17 protein-coding genes are annotated in these 19,336 nt (G+C 70.5%); 11 read left to right on the top strand and 6 right to left on the bottom strand.

Features of this window, described 5'->3' with window-relative positions; genetic code table 11:
• Positions 1–17: 17 nt before the first annotated feature.
• The gene (locus ACZ45Z_RS08225) at positions 18–293 is read right to left on the bottom strand and encodes a hypothetical protein (RefSeq protein WP_468358001.1); all 276 of its coding nucleotides are present in this window, start codon (positions 291–293) and stop codon (positions 18–20) included.
• Positions 290–736 (bottom strand): hypothetical protein, encoded by a 447-nt coding sequence (locus ACZ45Z_RS08230; RefSeq protein ID WP_468358004.1) that lies wholly within the window; start codon positions 734–736, stop codon positions 290–292. Before ACZ45Z_RS08230 ends, ACZ45Z_RS08225 begins: the two co-directional genes overlap by 4 nt.
• A 372-nt stretch (positions 737–1,108) precedes the next feature.
• Here ACZ45Z_RS08230 and ACZ45Z_RS08235 point away from each other — a divergent pair, with 372 nt between their 5' ends.
• Positions 1,109–1,558 carry a hypothetical protein gene (locus tag ACZ45Z_RS08235; protein ID WP_468358007.1) on the top strand — a complete coding sequence of 150 codons (450 nt, stop codon included), beginning with the start codon at positions 1,109–1,111 and terminating at the stop codon, positions 1,556–1,558.
• A 16-nt stretch (positions 1,559–1,574) separates the two neighbouring features.
• Here the strand turns inward: ACZ45Z_RS08235 and ACZ45Z_RS08240 are convergent, their stop codons facing one another.
• Together ACZ45Z_RS08240 and ACZ45Z_RS08245 are read right to left on the bottom strand one after the other, a co-directional pair.
• Positions 1,575–3,101, bottom strand: coding sequence for a sensor histidine kinase (locus ACZ45Z_RS08240; protein ID WP_468358010.1), 1,527 nt, complete (start codon positions 3,099–3,101; stop codon positions 1,575–1,577).
• Positions 3,098–3,808 (bottom strand): response regulator transcription factor, encoded by a 711-nt coding sequence (locus ACZ45Z_RS08245; RefSeq protein ID WP_468358013.1) that lies wholly within the window; start codon positions 3,806–3,808, stop codon positions 3,098–3,100. The genes ACZ45Z_RS08240 and ACZ45Z_RS08245 overlap by 4 nt, the downstream gene beginning before the upstream one ends.
• A 373-nt stretch (positions 3,809–4,181) precedes the next feature.
• Between ACZ45Z_RS08245 and ACZ45Z_RS08250 the strand changes: the two genes are divergently transcribed.
• From ACZ45Z_RS08250 to ACZ45Z_RS08285, 8 genes are all read left to right on the top strand, one after another.
• Positions 4,182–4,634 (top strand): hypothetical protein, encoded by a 453-nt coding sequence (locus ACZ45Z_RS08250; RefSeq protein WP_468358016.1) that lies wholly within the window; start codon positions 4,182–4,184, stop codon positions 4,632–4,634.
• 284 nt (positions 4,635–4,918) lie between these two features.
• Positions 4,919–5,446: a hypothetical protein gene (locus ACZ45Z_RS08255; RefSeq protein WP_468358019.1), complete on the top strand. Its 528-nt coding sequence runs from the start codon at positions 4,919–4,921 to the stop codon at positions 5,444–5,446.
• A complete protein-coding gene (locus tag ACZ45Z_RS08260) occupies positions 5,443–6,816 on the top strand; it encodes an ATP-binding protein (protein ID WP_468358022.1) in 1,374 nt (457 codons plus the stop codon). The genes ACZ45Z_RS08255 and ACZ45Z_RS08260 overlap by 4 nt, the downstream gene beginning before the upstream one ends.
• Before the next feature lie 585 nt (positions 6,817–7,401).
• Positions 7,402–9,165: a VanW family protein gene (locus ACZ45Z_RS08265; RefSeq protein WP_468358025.1), complete on the top strand. Its 1,764-nt coding sequence runs from the start codon at positions 7,402–7,404 to the stop codon at positions 9,163–9,165.
• 265 nt (positions 9,166–9,430) lie between these two features.
• Positions 9,431–10,285, top strand: coding sequence for an SDR family NAD(P)-dependent oxidoreductase (locus ACZ45Z_RS08270; RefSeq protein ID WP_468358027.1), 855 nt, complete (start codon positions 9,431–9,433; stop codon positions 10,283–10,285).
• A 4-nt stretch (positions 10,286–10,289) separates the two neighbouring features.
• Positions 10,290–11,903 (top strand): MFS transporter, encoded by a 1,614-nt coding sequence (locus tag ACZ45Z_RS08275; RefSeq protein ID WP_468358030.1) that lies wholly within the window; start codon positions 10,290–10,292, stop codon positions 11,901–11,903.
• Between the two features lie 4 nt (positions 11,904–11,907).
• Positions 11,908–12,864, top strand: coding sequence for a diacylglycerol/lipid kinase family protein (locus ACZ45Z_RS08280; protein ID WP_468358033.1), 957 nt, complete (start codon positions 11,908–11,910; stop codon positions 12,862–12,864).
• 52 nt (positions 12,865–12,916) lie between these two features.
• Complete coding sequence (locus ACZ45Z_RS08285; RefSeq protein WP_468358035.1) at positions 12,917–14,191, top strand: polyprenyl synthetase family protein; 1,275 nt, start codon at positions 12,917–12,919, stop codon at positions 14,189–14,191.
• A gap of 7 nt (positions 14,192–14,198) precedes the next feature.
• Here the strand turns inward: ACZ45Z_RS08285 and ACZ45Z_RS08290 are convergent, their stop codons facing one another.
• Positions 14,199–15,116: an oxygenase MpaB family protein gene (locus ACZ45Z_RS08290; protein WP_468358037.1), complete on the bottom strand. Its 918-nt coding sequence runs from the start codon at positions 15,114–15,116 to the stop codon at positions 14,199–14,201.
• A gap of 277 nt (positions 15,117–15,393) precedes the next feature.
• On the opposite strand from ACZ45Z_RS08290, the gene ACZ45Z_RS08295 reads away from it, so the two are divergent.
• Entirely contained in the window at positions 15,394–16,977 is a 1,584-nt protein-coding gene (locus tag ACZ45Z_RS08295) for a succinic semialdehyde dehydrogenase (RefSeq protein ID WP_468358039.1), read from the top strand.
• 119 nt (positions 16,978–17,096) lie between these two features.
• On the opposite strand, the gene ACZ45Z_RS08300 is transcribed toward ACZ45Z_RS08295, so the two are convergent.
• Positions 17,097–18,407, bottom strand: a complete 1,311-nt coding sequence (locus ACZ45Z_RS08300; protein ID WP_468358041.1) for a hypothetical protein — start codon at positions 18,405–18,407, stop codon at positions 17,097–17,099.
• A 276-nt stretch (positions 18,408–18,683) separates the two neighbouring features.
• Here ACZ45Z_RS08300 and ACZ45Z_RS08305 point away from each other — a divergent pair, with 276 nt between their 5' ends.
• A complete protein-coding gene (locus ACZ45Z_RS08305) occupies positions 18,684–19,271 on the top strand; it encodes an antibiotic biosynthesis monooxygenase (RefSeq protein WP_468358044.1) in 588 nt (195 codons plus the stop codon).
• The last annotated feature ends 65 nt before the right edge of the window (positions 19,272–19,336 follow it).

The following is a 19,336-nucleotide window of genomic DNA, read 5'->3' on the forward strand; positions in this document are numbered from 1 at the left end:
CCTCTCTCAGAGGCTCCTCACCGCGGGTCGTCGGCGGCGTCGGAGTCGGCCGCGTCCGCCGCCTTCTCTGCGTCCTCAACCTTCTTCCGCATCCGCGCTTCCTGGTCGGACGATGAGGACGGTGAGGAGGGCGAGGACGACGAGCCGGCGTCCGGGGCCGAGGATGCGCCGCTTGTGGCGGAACTCCCGGGCGACGGCTGCTCGCCGGAGTCCCCCGAGCAGCCGGTGGCCGCCAGGACCGGTACCGCGACCGCCGCCGTCAGTAGCAGCGCGGCGCGCCGGGCCTGCCTCATGAGCCGTTGCTCTCCTTGGCGTCGTCCCTCGTCGAGCACCACTCCGCGACGGCCTTGAGGTCGCCGCGCTCACGGGTGAGGGTGGGCTTGAGCTGCTTGCGGCGGGTGAGCCGGTCCTGGAGGAACGTGGCGACCTCGTCCTGGTTCCTGGCGCGGGCCTTCTTCACGCGCTGCGCCATCCGCGCGATGGAACCACGGGTGTGCACACCGCCGTTGAGCCGGGTGAGTGCGCGGTCGATGCGCTTCTCCAGCCTGGGCACCCGGGCGCAGAGGCCCTTGCCGCCCGGGTGCCGCTGCTGCTGGTCCGACCTCGCCGTCGAGGGTGAAGCGGCCGGGCCGCCGCCGGTTTCCGCCGCGTTCGCCGGCGCCGCCGCGCTCAGCAGGGAACCGGTGAGCGCGAGTCCGGCGAGGGCGGTGGCCACTGCGGTCTTGGGACGCTGCATGGTGGTGCTCCTTTCCAGGGGCGGTTGGACACGGCCGCTGTGTCCGCACCGGGCGCGGACGGGCCGTCTGCCGCAGACCGTAGGGGCGTTCTTTGTGGAGAGCTTGTGAGCCGGAGCGCCGTACGAAACTGGGCGTACGGGCCGGGGAAGGGGGAAGAGGGGGCCGGGCCCTACGGCTTGGGTGGACGGGCCTTGGGACCGGTGTGGGACCGGTAGGGGGACGGAGCGGCACAAGGAATCCACAAGGAACGCTTCTAGGCTCCTGGCCGTGGAGCCCCGGAGGGATCGCATTCCGGAGGCATCGGATCCCGAAGCCGTGGAAGTCCACAGGCGTTGAACCCAGGAGGCACTGTGAAATGCGGTGGTGTCTGTATGCCGGATGAGTACTTGCTGACGGGCGCGCCCATCCTCCGCCCCACCGAGCCCGGTGAACTGCGCCTGCCCCGCAGCGGCTGGCTGCTGCGCACCGCGCGGGGCTCCGCGGGCCGGCCCGCCCTGGAGGTGCACAGCGGGGCCGGGCTGATCGATGTGTCCGTCATGACCACGCTCAGCGTGTCCCTGCTGCGGGGTGGCCGGCACAGTGGCCGTTCGGCGACGCGGTGGTCGCTGGCGTGGGGGCAACTGCCGCCCGGCGCCGATGTCGTCGAGGTCGCCTTCCGCGGGTGGCGGCGCGGCCTGCGGGTCCAGGCGCTCACGGTCGCCGATGCGTTCTGGGTGGCCGAGGTCGGCGACCGGTTCCGTTCGGTGACGTGCTCCGCGGGCAGGACCCTCGCCACGGCGCGGGTGGCCAGGGAGCCCCGGCCCCGGCTCCGGACCGGATGACGCGCACAGCCCTCACTCAGCCCTCGCTCGGGTCCCGGGCGGGACCCGGTACCGGAAGCTCGCTCAACCAGGCGCGGCGCAGCGGAAGTTCGAGGGTTCGGGTGTCGTTCTGCGCGTCACCGAGCCGGGGCAGCCGCACCTCGAAACAGGCGCCGGACCCCTCCGGACGTTCCGTGATCTCCACCGTGCCGCGGTGCAGGGCGATCTGCTGCGCCACCAGGGTCAGGCCCAGGCCCGAACCTGGGCTGCCCGGGCGCCGGCGGAACCGCTGGAAGACCTGTGCGCGCTCCTGCGGCGCGATGCCCGGACCGTCGTCCTCCACGGTGAGCACGGCGGCCGCTTCGCCCGTCCGGCCGCTCGGCCGCAGCGTCACGGTGACCCGGGCCGGTGCGCCCGGCCGGCTGCCGTGGATGACCGCGTTGCGCAGCAGGTTGTCGACCGCCATCCGCAGGCCCGTCTCCCAGGCACTCAGCCTCAGCCCGGGAGCGAGGCGGGTGGTGAGCCGTGCTTCGGGGTGGTGCCGCGCCAGGTCGGCCACCGCCGCCGCGACGAGTTCGGAGAGGTCCACGACGGCGAACGCGTCGGCTTCCACCAGGTCCCCTCGGGCCAGCGCGCGGAGCGCTACCAGCATGCCCATCAGCCGCCGATGTCCGGCATGGAGTTCGTCCAGGATCTCGGCGCGGTCGGCCGGGTCGAGATCCGGGTGGTCGGTGAGGATGTCCAGATTGGTCTGCATGCCCATCAGCGGCGTGCGCAGTTCGTGGGAGACCGTCGCGGAGAAGGCGCGGGCGGTGGCCAGCGCTTCCTGGGTCCGCGCCGCCTGCTCGTCGTAGCGGGTCAGGACGGTCTGGAGGGTGCCGGCAAGGTCGTCCACCTCGGTGATCCGCGACCGGGTGTGGTCCAGACGGGCCGTATTCGTACCGGGGTCCAGGCCGCCGGCCCGACGCTGGAGCCGCCGCAGCGGCAGTGTGGCGCGCTCGGCGATGGCCAGGGAGACCAGCCCGGCCAGCGGTGCGGCGATCAACGCCACGAGAACGATGCGGTTCTGGACGGTGTCGATCTCGGCGTTCCCGGCCGATCCGGGGGAGAACACCCACAGCGTGCCCTGGCGGCCGGCCTTCGCGTTCGCCCCGCGGACCTGCACCGACAGCGCCCGCCAGGAGTGTCCCTTGGACCGTACCGTCGCCGGTTCGAGCGTTGCGGGCGGCAGCGGTACGGCGTCAACCGGCTGCGGGCCGGCCTCGGCCACCACCCGGCCCGACGCCTGGCCGTCGCCGGCCGATGTGAGCCGCACCCCGACGTCGAGCCCGGCATCGAGCAGCCTGCGCTCGTGGTTCGCCGTCTTCCGGGGCCGACCGCTGCCCTCCACCTGCAACAGACTCCTGGCCAGTGGCAGCAGCACCGCGGCCCGCTCCCGCAGATGGGCGTCACGTTCGGCGTGCACATCATGGGTGACCAGACGCAGCAACAGCGCCCCCGAAGCCAGGACCAGCAAGGGGAGGGCGATACCCATCGCAAGGGCGATCCGTGTGGAGAGCCTCATCGCACGGCCTCCGGCCCGGGCGCCCGCAGCACGAAGCCCACTCCGCGGACGGTGTGCACGATGCGCGGCCGGCCCCCGGCCTCCAGCTTGCGCCGGAGGTAGCTGACGAAGGTGTCGACGGCGTCGGTGCGCACCTCGAAGTCGTAGCCCCACACCCGGTCGAGGAGCTGGTCACGGGTGAGGACGACACCGGCGTTGCGGGCGAGTACCTCCAGCAACTCGAACTCCCGCCGGGTGAGCCGCACCTCCGCGCCCGCGTACGTCACCTCCCGTGCGGCCGCGTCCAGGACCAGGTCACCGATCCGCACCGCGTCCGTCGGACCGGGCGGACGGCGGCGCAGCAGGGCCTGCAACCGGAGCACCAGTTCCTTGAGTGCGAACGGCTTGACGAGGTAGTCGTCCGCCCCGGCCTGGAGGCCCGCCACCCGGTCCTCCAGCTCGTCCAGCGCGGACAGCATCAGCACCGGCACCTCGTCCCCGTCGGTACGCAGGGAGTGGCAGATGTCGATGCCGCTCATCCCCGGCAGGGAGACGTCGAGCACGATCACGTCGGGAGGCGTGGCCGCCAGTTCGGCCAGGGCGGCCGGGCCGTCCTCGGCGAGCGCGACGGCGAAGCCGTTCAGGCGCAGGCCGCGTCCAAGGGAACGCAGGATCACCGCGTCGTCATCGACGACGAGGACGCGTTCGAGGCGCTTCGCCGCGCACATGCAGGACTCCGCTCTGTTCTCATCGGGCTCATCCGCTCGCCCCGCAGTTGTTGCAGCACCACCGGCCGTCGGGCCCTTGGATCACAAGCCCGCCGCAGTGGGTGCAGTTCACTTTCGGTGCCGTTCGAGTTCGCCGTCCATTCCACTCCATGACGGCAGCCCGCACGAGGACAGCCGCGCCCCGACGGTAGAAGGCAATCTTGTGGGATCGCTGTGACGGGTTGACCCGTCCCCATCCGTTGCCGCGGCATGGCTTCGTTACATCGCTGTGGGTATTGCGATTGTCTGCCGTTGCACGGTTGTGAGGCCGGTGAGAAGCATGCTCCGTAACGTTCATTTCGTCCTCCCGATCACCGAACAGTCAGGAACCGATATGAACATCGCGCCTCTCAAGCGTCCTCGGGCCCGGCGTATAGCGGCTGCGTCGCTGATCGCCGCCACGGCGCTGGGTGCGACGGCGGCCACCGTCCACGCCGCCACGCCCTCCTCGGACCACACCCCGGCCCGTACGGTCGCGGCCAAGCCCTCTGTCTCTTCTTCTCCGGGAGAGAAGCAGGCGATGGCCGACGCCGCACAGGGACGGCACGGCGTCACCGGCACCCTGTCGGGCACCCTGAAGTACCTGGCGCCCGGGAAGCTGACGGTTGTCTCGAAGTCGGGTCAGGAGCAGGCGTTCTTCGTCTCCACCGACACCAAGGTCCGCTACGGCACCGAGCCGCGCACCGTCGCACAACTGGAGCGGGACGCCAAGCAGGGCGGTGTCGAGGTCCGGGTGCACGTTGCGGACGGGGTGGCCACCGACGTCACCGAGCGCTACCACCCCTGAGTCGTCCCGGGGCGTTTGTGCGCGGACTCTGCGCCTCGGGGTTCCGGGACCTAATGGAACCATTTCGGGCATTGCTGTAGATTCACTGCGCCTTGCTCCGAAATGGGAATTCCGTGCTCTCGCTCTCTTCGGTCGCGCCTGTCAGGCGCCTGTTCCTCCTGCCGGCGATGCTGGCCTGTGCCGCGGTGGCGGGGTGCGGGTCCAGTGGGGAGCTGGTGAGCGCCGGGAAGGCCGCGACGGTGGCACCGCCGAAGCGGTTGTGGCCCCACCGGTCTCCGGCACCGATGTCAACAGAGCAGGCCGACGTGACGGTGGCTCCCCTGAAGATCCCCAACGTTCGGGGAGCCTCTGCGGGGAACGTCCGCGCCCTGGTCCCGTCCGACGTCTTCGCCGCGGAGGTCGCCGCGACGACTGAAGGTCCGATGAACACCTTGGAGCCGTATCTGGACAAGACCGTCTGTACCGCGGGCAAGCCGGACTGCCCGGTCCTGGAGCCCGTCTACCAGGACCTGACAGGTGACGGTAAAGACGACCTCATCCTCGGCTTCAGCCTGGAAAGCCCCACTCTGAACGTGCGCTGCTACGCCTTCATGGACGGCCAACTGACCCGCATCCTCGACATCGGGGTCGCGCCCCGCTCGGTGGACCTGGCCGACGGCAAGCTGATCGTCACCGAACCCGCAGACGCCCCGGACTACGTCGTGCGCCGAGAGCTTGTCTGGGACGCGCGCCTGGGCTCGATGACACAAAGCACCGACGAGATCCGACGCGCGGACAAGGGCGCCACGCCCTCCCCAGGCGGCCACCGATGACCCACAGCTCGTCCGGCGAGCACGGGACCCAGCCGGTAGGGCCTGATCGCGCACCTCGCGCTGATCGTGCGAAGCGGCGCCGCCTCCCGGCGCGATGGCCGGCGGGCTTCCGGCCTCGCTCACTGCGCTGGAGGTCAGTGCTGTTCCTGGCAGCCGTGTGCTGCCTTGTGGCCGGGCTGCTCGGCGTCCTGGTCCACGCCATCGTCACCGGGCAGACCGTCAAGCAGGCCCGCACCCAAGCCCTGGCCCGCCTCGAAGCCGCCGAGCGCGACTACACCAACGGTGCGCCCCTGCCGGCGTACTCCGCCCTCAACCCTCCCGCCCTGCCGGCCGAGCTGCGCGAGAATGCCCGGCGCGGCGAGCGCGGCACCGCCTTGGGCACCTTCGCCCAAGCGCCGACCATGTGGGCCGCCGTCCCGGCCGCCGGCGGCAAGGTTCTGGCTGCCCGATACGACTACAGCGCCGGCGCCGAAACCATCCGGGGCCTGGACCAGGCCATCGGCCTCTCCGCTGCCCTGGCCATCGGCACCTCCGTGGCCGTGGGCGCTTTCGCGTCCTCCCGTGTGACCCGTCGCCTGCACCACACCGCCGATGTCGCCCGCCGGATCAGCGCCGGCGACCTCGATGCGCGCGTCGCCGATCCGAGAACGGACGACGGCCCGGACCGGTCTCTGGACGAGATCGCCGCGGTCTCCGCCGCTCTCGATGCGATGGCCGGCACTCTGCAGGGCAAGCTGCACAGCGAACAGCGCTTCACCGCCGACGTCGCCCACGAACTGCGCACCCCCCTCGCCGGCCTGCACGCGGCGGCCGGCCTGCTGCCTCCCGGGCGCCCCACCGAAATGGTCACCGACCGCGTCCAGGCGCTGCACAAGCTGACCGAGGACCTCCTGGAGATCTCCCGGCTCGACTCCCGGACCGAGAAGGCGGAACTCGAATTCCACCAGACCGGAGACATCGCCGAACGGGTCGTACGGGCCTCCGGGCAGCCGACCGAGGTGCGCGTTCTGCGCGACGCCTGGGTGGAGACCGACCGGCGCCGCCTGGAGCGCGTGCTGGGCAATCTGATCACCAACGCCCACCGCCACGGCACGCCGCCCGTGACCCTGACCGTCGGCGGACCGGTCCTCACCGTCCGCGACCACGGCGCCGGCTACCCCGACGACCTCCTCGAAAGCGGCCCCCAACGCTTCCACACCTCCCGCCGCGGCAAAGGCCACGGCCTCGGCCTGACCATCGCCACCGGCCAAGCACAACTCATCAACGCCGAACTCCACTTCGCCAACGCCCCCGATGGCGGCGCCCTCACCACCCTCACCCTCCCCACCCCCGCCGACATGCCAGAACCACCTTCCGAGGGAGGTACGTGACGGCAGGGGCTCGCAGCGGTGCAGCCCTGGCGCGTAGAGCGAACGCTTGCTGCTGTCCAGTCCGCGCTGCGCAGCGGCCTTGGTCAGCAGGACGGTGGTGTCGTGCTGCCTGGGGGGTCACGGCCCGAGGTCAGGTGGTCGCTGACCGGACGCGGCGGCTGTGTGCCCGTGCTCGGGGCGGTCCGCGCGCGCAGGAGACGCGGTTCTTCGCGGACGTCCCTGGCGGTCATGCCACTGCCGCTCACCGCCCGGCACCGTTTCTGCCGCGATCTTGCTTCCGCCACGACGGTAGGTCGTGCGGCGCACGACAAATCCTGAGCCGTCTTGAACTGTGCATGGCGGTGCCCACGGTCGAAGTCGATCGTGAGCTTCCTCACGAGCCGGCGAGGGTCTCCGCGTGTGGGGCAGCGGCCCCGCCCCAGATTCCACGCATCGCCGGCGCAGTCGCCGCGGTGCTCGGCGTCGGGCGAATGTGGATCTTATCTAGCCTTTATATGCCCCCTCACTACCGTCGCTAAGTCTGATTTGCGACGTGAGGCGTCTTTTGTATGGCGCGACAGCGACAGTCGCAGGCAAGGAGATCACGTGCTTCGCTCACCCGGCCCCGGCCCCGGGCCCGGCCTTCCCACCGGCCCCACGCAGGCCGCCCGCCGCCGAATCCGCCTGGCCGCGCTTCTGGCCGGCGCCACAGGCGTCGGTGTCGGCGCTCTGTACCTGGCGGGTGTGGCGGCATCCGGTGACGACATACCGGGGGGCACAAGGGTGCGCGGAGTGGACATCGGGGGGCTGAGTCGCTCACAGGCCCAGGAGAGGCTGGACGAGCAGATAGCCAAGACCTGGCCGGAGCCGGTGAAGGTGCGCATCGGCGGTCGTATCGCCGCCATCGACGCGCGTGCGGCCGGATTCTCCCTGGACAGTCAGCAGACCGTCGCCCGTGCCGCGCGAGCGGGCGCCGATCCGCTGACCGTGATCGGCCGACTGTTCACCGGTGGTGACCGCGATATCGAACCGGTGATCCACGCCGACGAGGCGAAGACCCGCGCGGCGCTGATCAAGACGGCCAAGCAGTACGACACGACGCCCCGGAACGGGGCGGTCTCCTTCGAGCAGGGCAAGGCAGTGCCTGTGGAGCCGCGCGCCGGGCAGTCCCTCGATGTGCGCGGCGCGGTCGGGACCCTGAGCTCGGCAGTCCCCGGCCGGCAGGACGGACCGGTCGTACTGCCGGTCCGGCGGAGCGCACCCCGTATCGACGCGGCGGAAGTCAACCGCGCCATGACGCAGTTCGCCCAGCCCGCGATGTCGGCCCCGGTCACGATCACCGTAGCCGGACGGCAGATCCCCATCAGCGCCGTGACGGTCGGCAAACACCTCGCGATGAAACCGGACAAGACCAACCGGCTCGTCCCCGAACTCGACGGCAAGGCGCTCCTGGAGGATCCGGCGGTGGCCCGCCCCCTGGCACCGGTCACCGGCAAGGTGGCCGAGCCGAAACTGCGCCTGGACGGCGACCGGGTGGTGGCCTCGGACGGCAAAACCGGCCGGGAGGTGACCGCCAAGGGCATCGAGCAAGCCGTGCTGCCCCTGCTGACCAGGACCGGGGCGGGCCGTACCGCAGCGGTGGCCGCCGAGGAGGTACAGCCGAAGCTCACCCGTCAGGCCGTCGAACGACTGGGCATCAAGGAGAAGATGTCCAGCTTCACGGTCAACTTCGAGCGCGCCCCGTACCGCACAACCAACGTCGGCCGTGCCGCGGAACTGATCAACGGGTCGGTCGTGCTTCCCGGCGAGACCTGGAGCCTGAACCGCACCGTTGGTGAGCGGACCAAGGCCAATGGTTTTGTGGACGGCATCATCATCCAGGACGACCAGTACACCAAGGCGCCCGGAGGGGGCGTCTCCACTGTCGCCACCACCGTCTTCAACGCCATTTTCTTCGCGGGCGTCAAACCGGTGGAGCACGGGGCGCACTCGTTCTACATCGAGCGCTACCCGGAAGGCCGGGAGGCAACGGTGGTCTGGGGCAGTCTCGACCTGAAGTTCAACAACGACTCGGGCAACGCCATCTACATCCAGGCCAGTGCTACGGACACCTCTGTCACGGTCAGTTTCCTCGGCACCAAGAAGTACGACTCCGTTGAAGCGGTCACGGGCCCCCGCACCAACGTGAAACAGCCGGGCAACCGCCCGGGTGCCGCGAAGGACTGTCTGCCACAGCCCCCGCTCGAAGGCTTCGACGTCAACGTCGACCGGGTGTTCCACTCTGACGGCATGGAAGCCAAGCGGGAAACGTTCAAGACCCACTACGTGCCCCGGGACGAAGTCACCTGCGGGAAAGAAACCTCAGGCTGACCGGTCGACGACAACCGGCTGCCTCCGCACGTGAAGCGGCCGGCTTCCCGGCCCTCAGACGAGATGCGCGGGCGCTGATCATCGATGGCCGACACCCGAGAAGTGGGTGTCGGCCGTTGCGCGCTCCGGGCGACCTGCCCTCAGTCCAGGGGAAGACGGACCGCATACGGGTGAAGAACGAGGGTCGTGGGCGAATGTCTTCGTCCGGTGTGGCAAGGGAGAAGCAACGGGCTGCGAGGCCATACCCATGAAGGGGACAACGCCGATGGCAGGGACACGCGCAGTCGTCATCACGGGGTGCTCTTCGGGTATCGGCCGGGCCGTCGCCGAGCGGCTTATCTCCCGGAACTACGCCGTCTACGCGACAGCGCGGCGCGTCGAAACACTGGAGGACCTGGCCGCCGCCGGGGCCCACGTCCTGCGGTGCGACGTCACCGACGAGCAGTCCATGCGCGAGTGCGTACAGCAGGTCGAGAGGAGGCACGGTGCCGTCTGGGGCCTGGTGAACAACGCCGGGTATGCCCATCCGGGGCCGGTCGAGGACACCGACCTGCGCGACGTCCGCCGCCAGTTCGAGGTCAACGTGTTCGGGCAGCTCACCATGGCACAACTGGCCTTACCGGCGATGCGTTCCCGAGGCGAAGGACGCATCGTCAACGTGTCGTCCGTGGCCGGCCGCTTCACACTGCCCGGAGGCGGCTGCTACCACGCCAGCAAGCACGCCCTGACGGCCTTCAGCGATGCCCTGCGCTTCGAGGTCAGGCCCTTCGGGATCCGCGTCAGCACGATCGAGCCCGGGGCCGTGGAGACCCGGTTCATCGACACCGCACTGGAAATGCTCGCCTCCCGCGCCAGAGGAACCCAGGGCTATGCCGCCTTCCGCGGCGACCTCGACCGCTGCTACCGGAGGGTGCGGGGCGCGCCCCGGCGGTACGGCACCGGCTCACCGCAACGGGTGGCTCGCACAGTGGAACAGGCCCTGCGCGCGCGTTCTCCCCGCGCCCGGTACGCCGTGGGGACGGTGGCCCACGTCTCGCTGGGTCTTCGGTGGTTGCTGCCCCAGGCGCTCTTCGACTCGCTGGTGCGTTCCTGCCTTCCGGTCCCCTGCCGGGAAGGCTAGCGCCATGCGGCGGTGGAGTGTGCTCGGCGTGTTGAGTCTGGCGCTGATGCTGCTGGGGGTGGACCAGACCGTCGTCAACGTCGCGCTTCCCGAGATGCAGGGTGATCTCGGTCTGAGCCCGGCGCAGTTGCAGTGGGTGGTGGGTGCGTACACGCTCGCCCTGGCCTCCGGTGTCTTGGCCGCGGGCAACTGGGGGGACCGCAGAGGGCGGCGCAGGGCTCTGGTCGTGGGGCTGTTGGTCTGTGGCGCGGCGTCGGTGTTGGGCGCCGTGGCCGGCAGCGGTGCGGTGGTCATCGCGGCCCGCGCGCTGATGGGAACCGGTGCCGCCTTCATCATGCCGTCCACGCTCTCCGTGCTGGTGCACGTGTTCCGGGACCAGGGGCAGAGGCGGCTGGCCATCTCGATCTGGGCCACGGTCGCCGGTGTGGGCGTCCTTGTCGGTCCCGTCCTCGGCGGGTGGCTGCTACAGCACTACGCCTGGCGGGCCTGCTTCTGGGGCAACGTGCCCCTGGTCGTCCTGACGCTGGTCTGTGTCGGCTTTCTCGTGCCGCCCTGCCGCGAGGCGACGGCCCCGGGGCCGGACCCTGTGGGGCTGCTGCTCTCCGGCGCCGGCCTGTTCGCCGTGATGTGGAGCCTCATTCAGGCGCCGGCGCGGGGTTGGACCGACGAGTGGGTGCTGGCGGCCGCGGCGACCGGCGTGTTGCTGCTCGCGGCGATGCTCTCCTGGGAACGCCGGGCCGGGGAACCCATGCTGCCCGTGGGCCTGTTCCACGACCGTGGGTACGCGGTGGCCGCCGTCTCGCTCTCGCTGATGTTCTTCGCCCTCGTGGGATCCACCTTCCTCCTCACCTTCTACCTCCAGGGTCTGCGGGGGATGTCGCCCCTGGGCGCGGGGCGGACCATGCTGCTCGGCGGACTGGGAGTCGCCGTCGGGGGCCTGGTCGCCGCCTTGGGAGCACGTCGGGCGGAGGCACGGTCGATGATGGCCACGGGGCTGGTGCTGTGTGGCTGTTCCTTCGTCCTTCTGGCCGGGACCACGGCCGACTCCGGCGACGGCCGGCTCCACGCCTTCCTGGTCCTCGTCGGGTTCGGCACCGGGCTGGCCGGTGGGCCGGCCACGGGGCTGATCATGCGGTCGGCGCCCCGGAAACAGGCAGGCATCGGGGCCGGCGTGAACGACGCGGTACGGAGCCTGGGCAGCACCTCCGGTGTCGCGGTGATCGGGTCGGTCTTCAACACGGTGTACTCGAACCGGATGGCCGATGCGGTCGGCCCCGGCCACGGTGCGTCGGGAGGCGCCCGTGATACGTCGGGAAGCGCCCGAGAGCAGTTGCTGGGCGCGCTCACGGAGGCCAAGCGCCTGGCCGCCGGTGCCTCGTCACCGATCGGGGACCCGGGCGTCGGCTCTCTCCATCGTCTTCAGGCGGCGCGCCGGTTGGCGGAGGATGCGGCCCAGGCGTTCGTCGCCGGGCTGCGCACGACGTCGTGGATGTCGGTCGGTGTCTGTTTCGCCGGGGCTTGCCTTGTCCTTGTCGTACTGCCACGGAAGGACCGAGCGGCGGTGCCGCAGGTCGCGGCTCTGCCCCGGGCCGCGGACCGACCCGGTGCGGTGGAGTGAGGCGATGCGCGCACTTCTCGTGGTGAACAAGGCGTCAACGCGGGCCGGTGGGGCCGACATTGACGAGGTTACGAGCGAACTGTCCACGGCAGTGCGTCTGGATGTGGTCGCCACCGCACGCCCCGGACACGCCGTGGAGCTCGCACGGGCCGCACAGCGGGAAGGACGTCCCCTGGTTGCTGTGGTCGGCGGCGACGGCACGGTCAATGAGGTGGTCAACGGTCTGCTCGCCGCCGACGGAGCCGATGGGGCAGACAGAGCAGACGGCGTACCCGAGGCACGGCCGGTCCTGGGGATCGTCCCCACCGGCGGAATGAACGTCATCGCACGCTCGCTCGGCGTTCCCCTCCACCCCAGGCGGGCCGCTCGGGAACTGGCGGCCGCGGTCGCGGAAGGACGGCAGACCGTCATCAACCTGGGAAAGGCGAACCAGCGGTACTTCGTCTCGGGCGCGGGGGTGGGATTCGGTGCGGAGCTGATGGCACGCGTCCGGGAAGCCCGTGCGGCCGGCAAGTCCGCCACCTGGGGGCGCTACCTCGCAGAGGGGGCACGGCACTTCCTCCATGGAACGGACCGCGGGAACCCCGCACTGACGATGGGTCCCGCAGCGGAGACCAGCGTGGCTGGGCTCTTCGCCGTCCTGGTGGCGAACGCCTCGCCCTACGCCTACTTGGGTCCGTGGCCGCTGGCCCCGTGTCCGCGCGCCTCCTTCCACACGGACCTGGAGGCGCTCGCGCTCACGGACCTGTCGGTGCACCGCTGCGCGGCCCTGATGGCGCGCATGCTCCTCCTACCGCACCGCGACCACGGTGGGAAGGCGGCGCGCCACTTCACGCGGCAGCAGACGTTCTCCGTCACAGCCTCACGGGCGGTCGCGCTGCACGTGGATGGGGAGCCGCTGCCGCCGTGCCGAGAGGTGGCGTTCTCCTCCTCCCGCCGGGCGCTCGCGGTGGCGGTGTAGCAGGAAGACCTCGGCAGCCCGGGCTGCCCGTATGACAAGGATGGTGAGCCCCATGCGCAACACGGTGTGTCGGTCGTCGGCGGGCGGCAGTGGTGAGAGTTCACCCGCCGGGGTGGAGAAGCCCTCGGACCCGGACGGCGCGCTCGCGTTCCGCGGACCGCCCGCACGACGCCGGAAGAGCGGCTGTGGGACGGGACTGCCCCGCGTCGTACGCAAGGACATGCGCCGGTTCAGCGCGGAGATCAGCGCCCACATCAACGCGTTGTACCCCGATGCCGACGCGATGGGCCTGGCCGCCACCCGCGGCCTGCTCGGGCTGGCCGACGACCAGGATCTGACGCCCTCCGTCGCCGCGCGGGTCGGCGGCCGACTCCACCAGACGCTGGTGCGCCCCGTGCGCCATCTGGTCGACTCCGGAGGACAACGCTGGCGTCCGTACCTCCTGGCCAAGGTGATCGATGCCCTGGGCGGCGACAGCGCGCGCTGCGCGCCGCTGCTGGCGGCCGGTGAACTCATGCACACCGGCTCCCTGCTCATCGACGACATCGAGGACGGAGCGGACCTGCGGCGGGGAAAGGTGACGGCCCACAAGGTCTACGGAACGCCCGTCGCGTTCAATGCCGGCACCGCGGCCTTCTTCACCTTCGACCGCGCCTTGCGGATGGTCGTGCCCGATGACGCGACGCTCCGATGCGCCATCCAGGGGTCCTATCTGGCCGCCCTGCGCGCCGGACACGCGGGGCAGGCGCTGGACCTCCTCGGCCTGCGGAAAGAGATGGACGAGGCGGTTGCCTCGGGGGACGCGACCCCCTTGCTCGACCAGGTACGGCTGACGCACCGGTTGAAGTCCGGAATCCCGGTCCGCGCCGCGTTCGAGGTCGGCGCGCTCCTGGTGGGCGCTCCTCCGCGACTGCGCGGCGCGCTGCAGCGGTTCGGGGAGGCGATCGGCACCGCCTACCAGGTGACCGACGACGTCCTGGACCTGCGCGGGGTGGTGCGTGCGGGAGCTCCGACCAAGTCGGTTGCCGAGGACCTGCGCAACGGGAAGGTGACGATGCCGCTGGCCCATGCGGTGGCACTGCTCCCCCATCGGGACATGCAGGCCATCTGGCAGTCGGTCCGTGGACGCCGGATCACCGACGCAACCGTCCGGGAGGTGATCGCCGCATTGGATTCCTGCGGCGCCCTCGACGCCTGCACGGCGGAGGCCGAGCAGACCGTGCGGCCCGCCTGGGCTGATCTCGACCCACTGCTCCCCCGTACTCGCCAGACCTTCTTCATCGAGGCCCTCGCCCGCCACACGGTCCTTCGCGCACGCGTGGCGTGACGAACGGTCACCGGCGTCTCCACTCGGGGCCGACCGGGGACGGCGCGCGCACCCCGAAGTCCGCGACGGAGTAGTCGTGTTGCGTTCCCGGATAGCTGCGCACCTTCGGCGGGCGGTCATAGTAGGAGCGGCGACGGGGCCCGCACAGCCGCTCGATGCGCGCCCGGCCGCCGAGCGCCCGGTGGAGAAGGTACGGCAGGGCGCGCGGCCGGCGGTATCCGAATGCCGCGAGCAGCGGTGCGTCCAGAAAACTGAGCACGCTCCGGCGGGCCAGCGGGCGCAAGGGGGGAGGGAACCAGCCGCCGACCACGCCGAGGACGTCATCGGCCACTCTGCGCCCCGCGTCGGTACGAGCGAATCGCGACCGCTCGTACTCCCTGTTGTATCGCTGGAGGCCGTCATAGTCGGACGGAATGCCGGTGATACCCATTCGGCTCCCGACATTGCGGTAGAACCAGAACGCAGCCAGCCTTTCCTGCTCCAGCAACGGCCGCCATCCATAGCTGTCGATCCACCGGATGGGTTCGAAGACGAAGGCCGACAGCGTATACAGCATGTCGTCGTTACGGATCGTGTACCAACGGTGCGCCGTGTTGATGGTCCGCAGTGCGACCTTCCCTTCCGGGGAGTCGTAACCGTACTTGGCCAGTGCGGCCATGAGGACCAGGGTGTCGTCATAGCGGCGTTGGCCGGACCGCCTGAACTGCTCGGTGGCGTCCACCAGTCCGCCGATGGTCGGGACGGCGAACGTGCGTAGCAGCGCCAGTTCCAGCGCTCGCTGGTAGTCCCAGGGGAACTCCAGCCCAGAGCTGATCCGGTAGATTTCCAGGTGGTCGTGGTAAGGGTCGAGCGCGGCGATACGTCGTGCATTTCGGAAGCGGTTCGCGGCCGCACTGCGGGCGAATTCCTTGCGCCTGCGCGTCATCCCCGGCCGTTCCTCTCTGTCAGCCGGAGCGGGCACGACGCGCCCCGGCAACAACCCGGTGCCATCCTGGCCGGACCACCTTCTCCCGGCCGACAGATGACGGTATCCCCAGCATAAATGCCGAAATCACCTTTGGTAGTTCCGGGTATTTTCCGGGGTGTTCACGGCCACGCTTCTCGGTCGATGTCCCACCGCCGGGGATTCTTCAGATGTGCCGTCCGGCGCATACGCCCCTCCCCCTCCGGCCTGTGACGACCACGGAAAGCAGAGGACCGCCGTGCGCCCGCCCGATGCCCCGCCGTCAGCACCCGCCCGGCGCCCTCGCCCGGATCCCGCATGCCAGCCGCCGCTGGGCAGGGCGGCCGTCACCTCTTCAACCAACGCCTGCACCACCAGCATCGCGCCGTTCACCGGAACCGCCCTGGGCCATGTGCCGCACTGCGGACCCGACGACGTCGAGCGCGCCTTCGCCACCGCCCGGACAGCAGCGGACCGCTGGTCGGCACAGAGCCTGCGCGCACGCACCGCGGTCCTCCTCCGATTCCATGACCTGCTGCTACGTCATCAGAACGACGTCCTGGACCTCATCCAGCTCGAATCCGGAAAGACGCGCCGGGACGCCTTCGAGGAGATCATCGACGTCGCGCTGACCGCTCGCCACTACGGCCGTCACTCCCGCGCCCTGCTCCGCCCCCGGCGCCGCCGCGGCGCTCTGCCGCTGCTGACCCGCACGGTCGAACTCCGCCGCCCCCGCGGCGTCATCGGCGTGATCGCCCCATGGAACTACCCGCTGACCATGGCCGTCGGCGACGCCCTCCCGGCGCTGGTGGCGGGGAACGGCATCGTCTGCAAGCCGGACCTCCAGGGAGCCTTCACCGCGACCTGGGTCCGCGACCTTCTGCACCGCGCCGGCCTGCCCCACGGGCTGTTCCAGGTCGTCACCGGCCCCGGCGAGGAAATCGGCCCCCAGGTGATCGCCCGCAGCGACTTCGTATGCTTCACCGGCTCGGTCGCCACCGGTCGCGACGTCGGGAAGCTGGCCGGGCAACACCTCATCGGATGCACGCTGGAACTCGGCGGAAAGAACGCCCTCATCGTCCTGGACGACGCCGACGTCGACGCGGCCGCGGCCGGCGCGGTGCGTGCCTGCTACACCAACGCCGGCCAACTGTGCATGTCAGCGGAGCGGGTGCTCGTCCATACCGGCCTCTACGAGGCGTTCCTGCGCGCCTTCACCGAGCGGACGCGTTCCCTGCGCATGGGCGCGTCCTTGGACTACCACGCCGACTTGGGATCGCTGGCGTCCGGCGCGCGGCTGCGAGCGGTGCACGGCCATGTCCAGGACGCGGTCGCCAAGGGAGCACGGCTGATCACCGGCGGCCGCCCCCGACCGGACGTGGGACCGTTCTTCTACGAACCCACCATCCTGACCAACGTCACCGCCCAGATGGCCCTGCACGACACCGAGGTCTTCGGGCCGGTCGCAGCCGTCCAACCCTTCGACGACGAGCAGCAGGCCATCGCCCTGGCCAACGCCGGGCCCTACGGGCTCAACGCCAGCATCTGGACCTCCCGCCCCCGGCGTGCTCTGCGCATGGGCCGACAGATCCGGGTGGGGACGGTCAATGTGAACGAAGCCCACGCGGCGGCATACGCGTCCGTGGACGCGCCCATGGGCGGCATGAAGGACTCGGGCCTGGGCCGCCGCCACGGCCGCGAGGGCCTCCTCAACTACACCGAAGCGCAGACCCTGGCCGTTCAGCGCTTCCTCCCCCTCAGCGGGCCGACCGGAACGGCCGGACGAGACCATGCCGACCGCGTCTCCCGCCTGCTGCTGGCGGCCAGACGCCTGGGGCTGTGACGGCCGCCTTCCGAACGCCGGCGGCAGGTCGAGGACTACCGAGCCGGCGGGAGGCAGGAAGGGGCGGTGGTCACCGGTGGCGCATGCCCAACCGGCGACGTCACCCGGCACACCAACGGCTACAGACGCCCCTGGCACACGGACCAGACCTCCCGCAGAAGTGCCCGGTAGTCCTCGCCGTAGGTGGCCACGGCTGCGTGCACCGCGTCGAGAGCCGCCTGGAGCGGGTCGGCTTCGGCGGCATCGAGCAGCGCGGGTACGGCCATGTGCGGTTGGGACATGCGCAGGGACGGATCCGGCTCGCCGATCGTGACGCTCAACGTGCACGCTCCGTCGGAGGGCGGCGTCGGAGCTTCGGGCGGGCTCGGCGACGACTTGGCCACGGCGGCCGCGGGGCCAACTATCCACAGGGCTTGCTCGGACTGGGGCACCGGCACGTGCGCGTCGTCCCGGGCCGGCGGCTGGAAGGGGGGCCGCTCGGGCGGGATGGCCCGGCCGACGGTCCTGTCCGGGACGCGCGGGTCCGATTCCAGGGCCTGCCACACACGGTCCGGATCGTCCAGGGGCGGCGGCAGCGGGTGCCCCTCGGCCAGGGCGATGAGTGCTGCGGCGATCCAGTCGAGGTCGGTGAGACCGGCCTTCTCGCACGCACGGCGCGCGGCCAACAGGGCCACCGCGCGCTGGGTCTCGCGGCCGGCGGCGTCGATGGCGTGGACGAGTGCCGGGTCGAAGTCGAGCAGACCGCTCACATTGCCACCGACGTCGCGCAGGGCCCGGCTCGGCAGTTGCCCGCCCCACTCCCATTTTTCGTAGGCGAGCCGGCGTTCTTCCTCTGCCTGTTCCCGCACGAGGCGGGCGAGGCGTTCGGCTTCGGCGCGCTCCGCGGGTGTGGGCGGCGGCGGCAGCTTGCGGGCGTAGTCGTGCCAATAGGCGGCGATCGCCGAGGTCTGCCTGAGCACGCGGTCGGGCGCGGGCGGGGCGGGCCAGAACTGCAGGAGGTAGCAGTCCAGTTGAGGCTCGTCGTCCAGCAGGGTGTCCCGCTGGGCTGCCTCGTCCATGCCCTGGGCGCAGTAGCGCACCCGGTAGTCGATCTCTTCCAGATCCAGCCCCCAGGATGCCTCGCCCGCCCATTGCACGAGCGTGCTGCTTCCGGAACCGGGACGGAAGGACACCTCCACAACGTCCTCCCAGGCCCCCTCCAGCGGCGGGGCCTGGTCATGCACTTCTACGGTGAAGCCGACGTCACCCGTGTGCAGCCCGGTGGTCAGCCACAGCGCACCCGGGACCGCCGCGCCGCACAGCCCGCCGCTCTGCCCGGCGAACGCCTCCGCGAGGTCCGGGCCGCAGCCGTCCGGATCGCTCTCGACGTAGATCTGACCGTAGTGAACAAAGACTTCCCCCTCGACCGGCCTGCGCACCACTGCCCCCATCGCCTCCCCGAACGATCCCTGCTCGGCAGCCTACGACGGGGCACTGACAGTGCCGCCGGCCAGGAGGTTTGGCCAGCCGGGTGGGGGGAGGGGAAGGCGACCACGACCTACGCGAGCTTGTAGCCGTAGCCCCTGGATCGCGGTGTGCCGCCCCGTTCGTTCCGTCATCGCTCCCGGACCGGCCCAGCGGCAAGGTCACCTCACCCAGGACGGTTTCGAGTCCCTGTGATGACTCGTGCTCAAGCCCGCGCATTTGACCTCAAGTGCAGTGGATGTATGAGAGTCGCCGACATGACACGTTTCCTCGATCTCGTTCAGCCTGCAGCCAATACGGCCCTGATGAGCGAGTGGCTCACGGGTAGCCCTGAGCGTTCGCGCGCCGCCGCCGATGCTGTGATTGACGAGTGGGCGGCAGCCGAGACGCCCACAGGGCGGTTGGCGCAACACATCTTCGTCTCCACGGATGGCGCCAGTCTGCTCTTCTACGCTCAGTGGACCAGCGATGAAGAACACCTGTTGTGGGCCCGCGCCCATCGCGGCAACCTGGTCAGCCGCGTCGATACGCTCGTACCGGGGATCGAACGTCCCGGGCTCAACCGGACCCGCCGCCACCGCAGCGTCCTACATGACGCGGTGCAGCCCACTGGCATCTTCGCGGTCAGCACCATGGCAGCCGCCGACGTAGAGAGCGTGGTGCGGCCGGCTCCGGGCTTGCTTGGAGCACACGTCCACCTGACATCCAGTGAGGAACGCGTGATTGTGATCACCGAGTGGACCGATGCCGCATCCCACGACGAGGTCGCCCTTGGAAGCGCCCCCTTCAAGCGCTATACGCTCCACCACTCGTTCCTTTCTCCCAACTAGGCCGCGCATGGACGCATCTGAGCAGCGGACACGGTGACGACGTGACGGAGACACTTCCCGCTGAT

This window comes from Streptomyces sp. NPDC031210 (assembly GCF_055570395.1).

Coding starts and splice junctions, on each gene's coding strand:
- ACZ45Z_RS08225 (WP_468358001.1), bottom strand. CDS start 293: ATGAGGCAGGCCCGGCGCGCCGCGCTGCTACTGACGGCGGCGGTCGCG.
- ACZ45Z_RS08230 (WP_468358004.1), bottom strand. CDS start 736: ATGCAGCGTCCCAAGACCGCAGTGGCCACCGCCCTCGCCGGACTCGCG.
- ACZ45Z_RS08235 (WP_468358007.1), top strand. CDS start 1,109: ATGCCGGATGAGTACTTGCTGACGGGCGCGCCCATCCTCCGCCCCACC.
- ACZ45Z_RS08240 (WP_468358010.1), bottom strand. CDS start 3,101: ATGAGGCTCTCCACACGGATCGCCCTTGCGATGGGTATCGCCCTCCCC.
- ACZ45Z_RS08245 (WP_468358013.1), bottom strand. CDS start 3,808: ATGTGCGCGGCGAAGCGCCTCGAACGCGTCCTCGTCGTCGATGACGAC.
- ACZ45Z_RS08250 (WP_468358016.1), top strand. CDS start 4,182: ATGAACATCGCGCCTCTCAAGCGTCCTCGGGCCCGGCGTATAGCGGCT.
- ACZ45Z_RS08255 (WP_468358019.1), top strand. CDS start 4,919: ATGTCAACAGAGCAGGCCGACGTGACGGTGGCTCCCCTGAAGATCCCC.
- ACZ45Z_RS08260 (WP_468358022.1), top strand. CDS start 5,443: ATGACCCACAGCTCGTCCGGCGAGCACGGGACCCAGCCGGTAGGGCCT.
- ACZ45Z_RS08270 (WP_468358027.1), top strand. CDS start 9,431: ATGGCAGGGACACGCGCAGTCGTCATCACGGGGTGCTCTTCGGGTATC.
- ACZ45Z_RS08275 (WP_468358030.1), top strand. CDS start 10,290: ATGCGGCGGTGGAGTGTGCTCGGCGTGTTGAGTCTGGCGCTGATGCTG.
- ACZ45Z_RS08280 (WP_468358033.1), top strand. CDS start 11,908: ATGCGCGCACTTCTCGTGGTGAACAAGGCGTCAACGCGGGCCGGTGGG.
- ACZ45Z_RS08285 (WP_468358035.1), top strand. CDS start 12,917: ATGCGCAACACGGTGTGTCGGTCGTCGGCGGGCGGCAGTGGTGAGAGT.
- ACZ45Z_RS08290 (WP_468358037.1), bottom strand. CDS start 15,116: ATGACGCGCAGGCGCAAGGAATTCGCCCGCAGTGCGGCCGCGAACCGC.
- ACZ45Z_RS08300 (WP_468358041.1), bottom strand. CDS start 18,407: ATGGGGGCAGTGGTGCGCAGGCCGGTCGAGGGGGAAGTCTTTGTTCAC.
- ACZ45Z_RS08305 (WP_468358044.1), top strand. CDS start 18,684: ATGAGAGTCGCCGACATGACACGTTTCCTCGATCTCGTTCAGCCTGCA.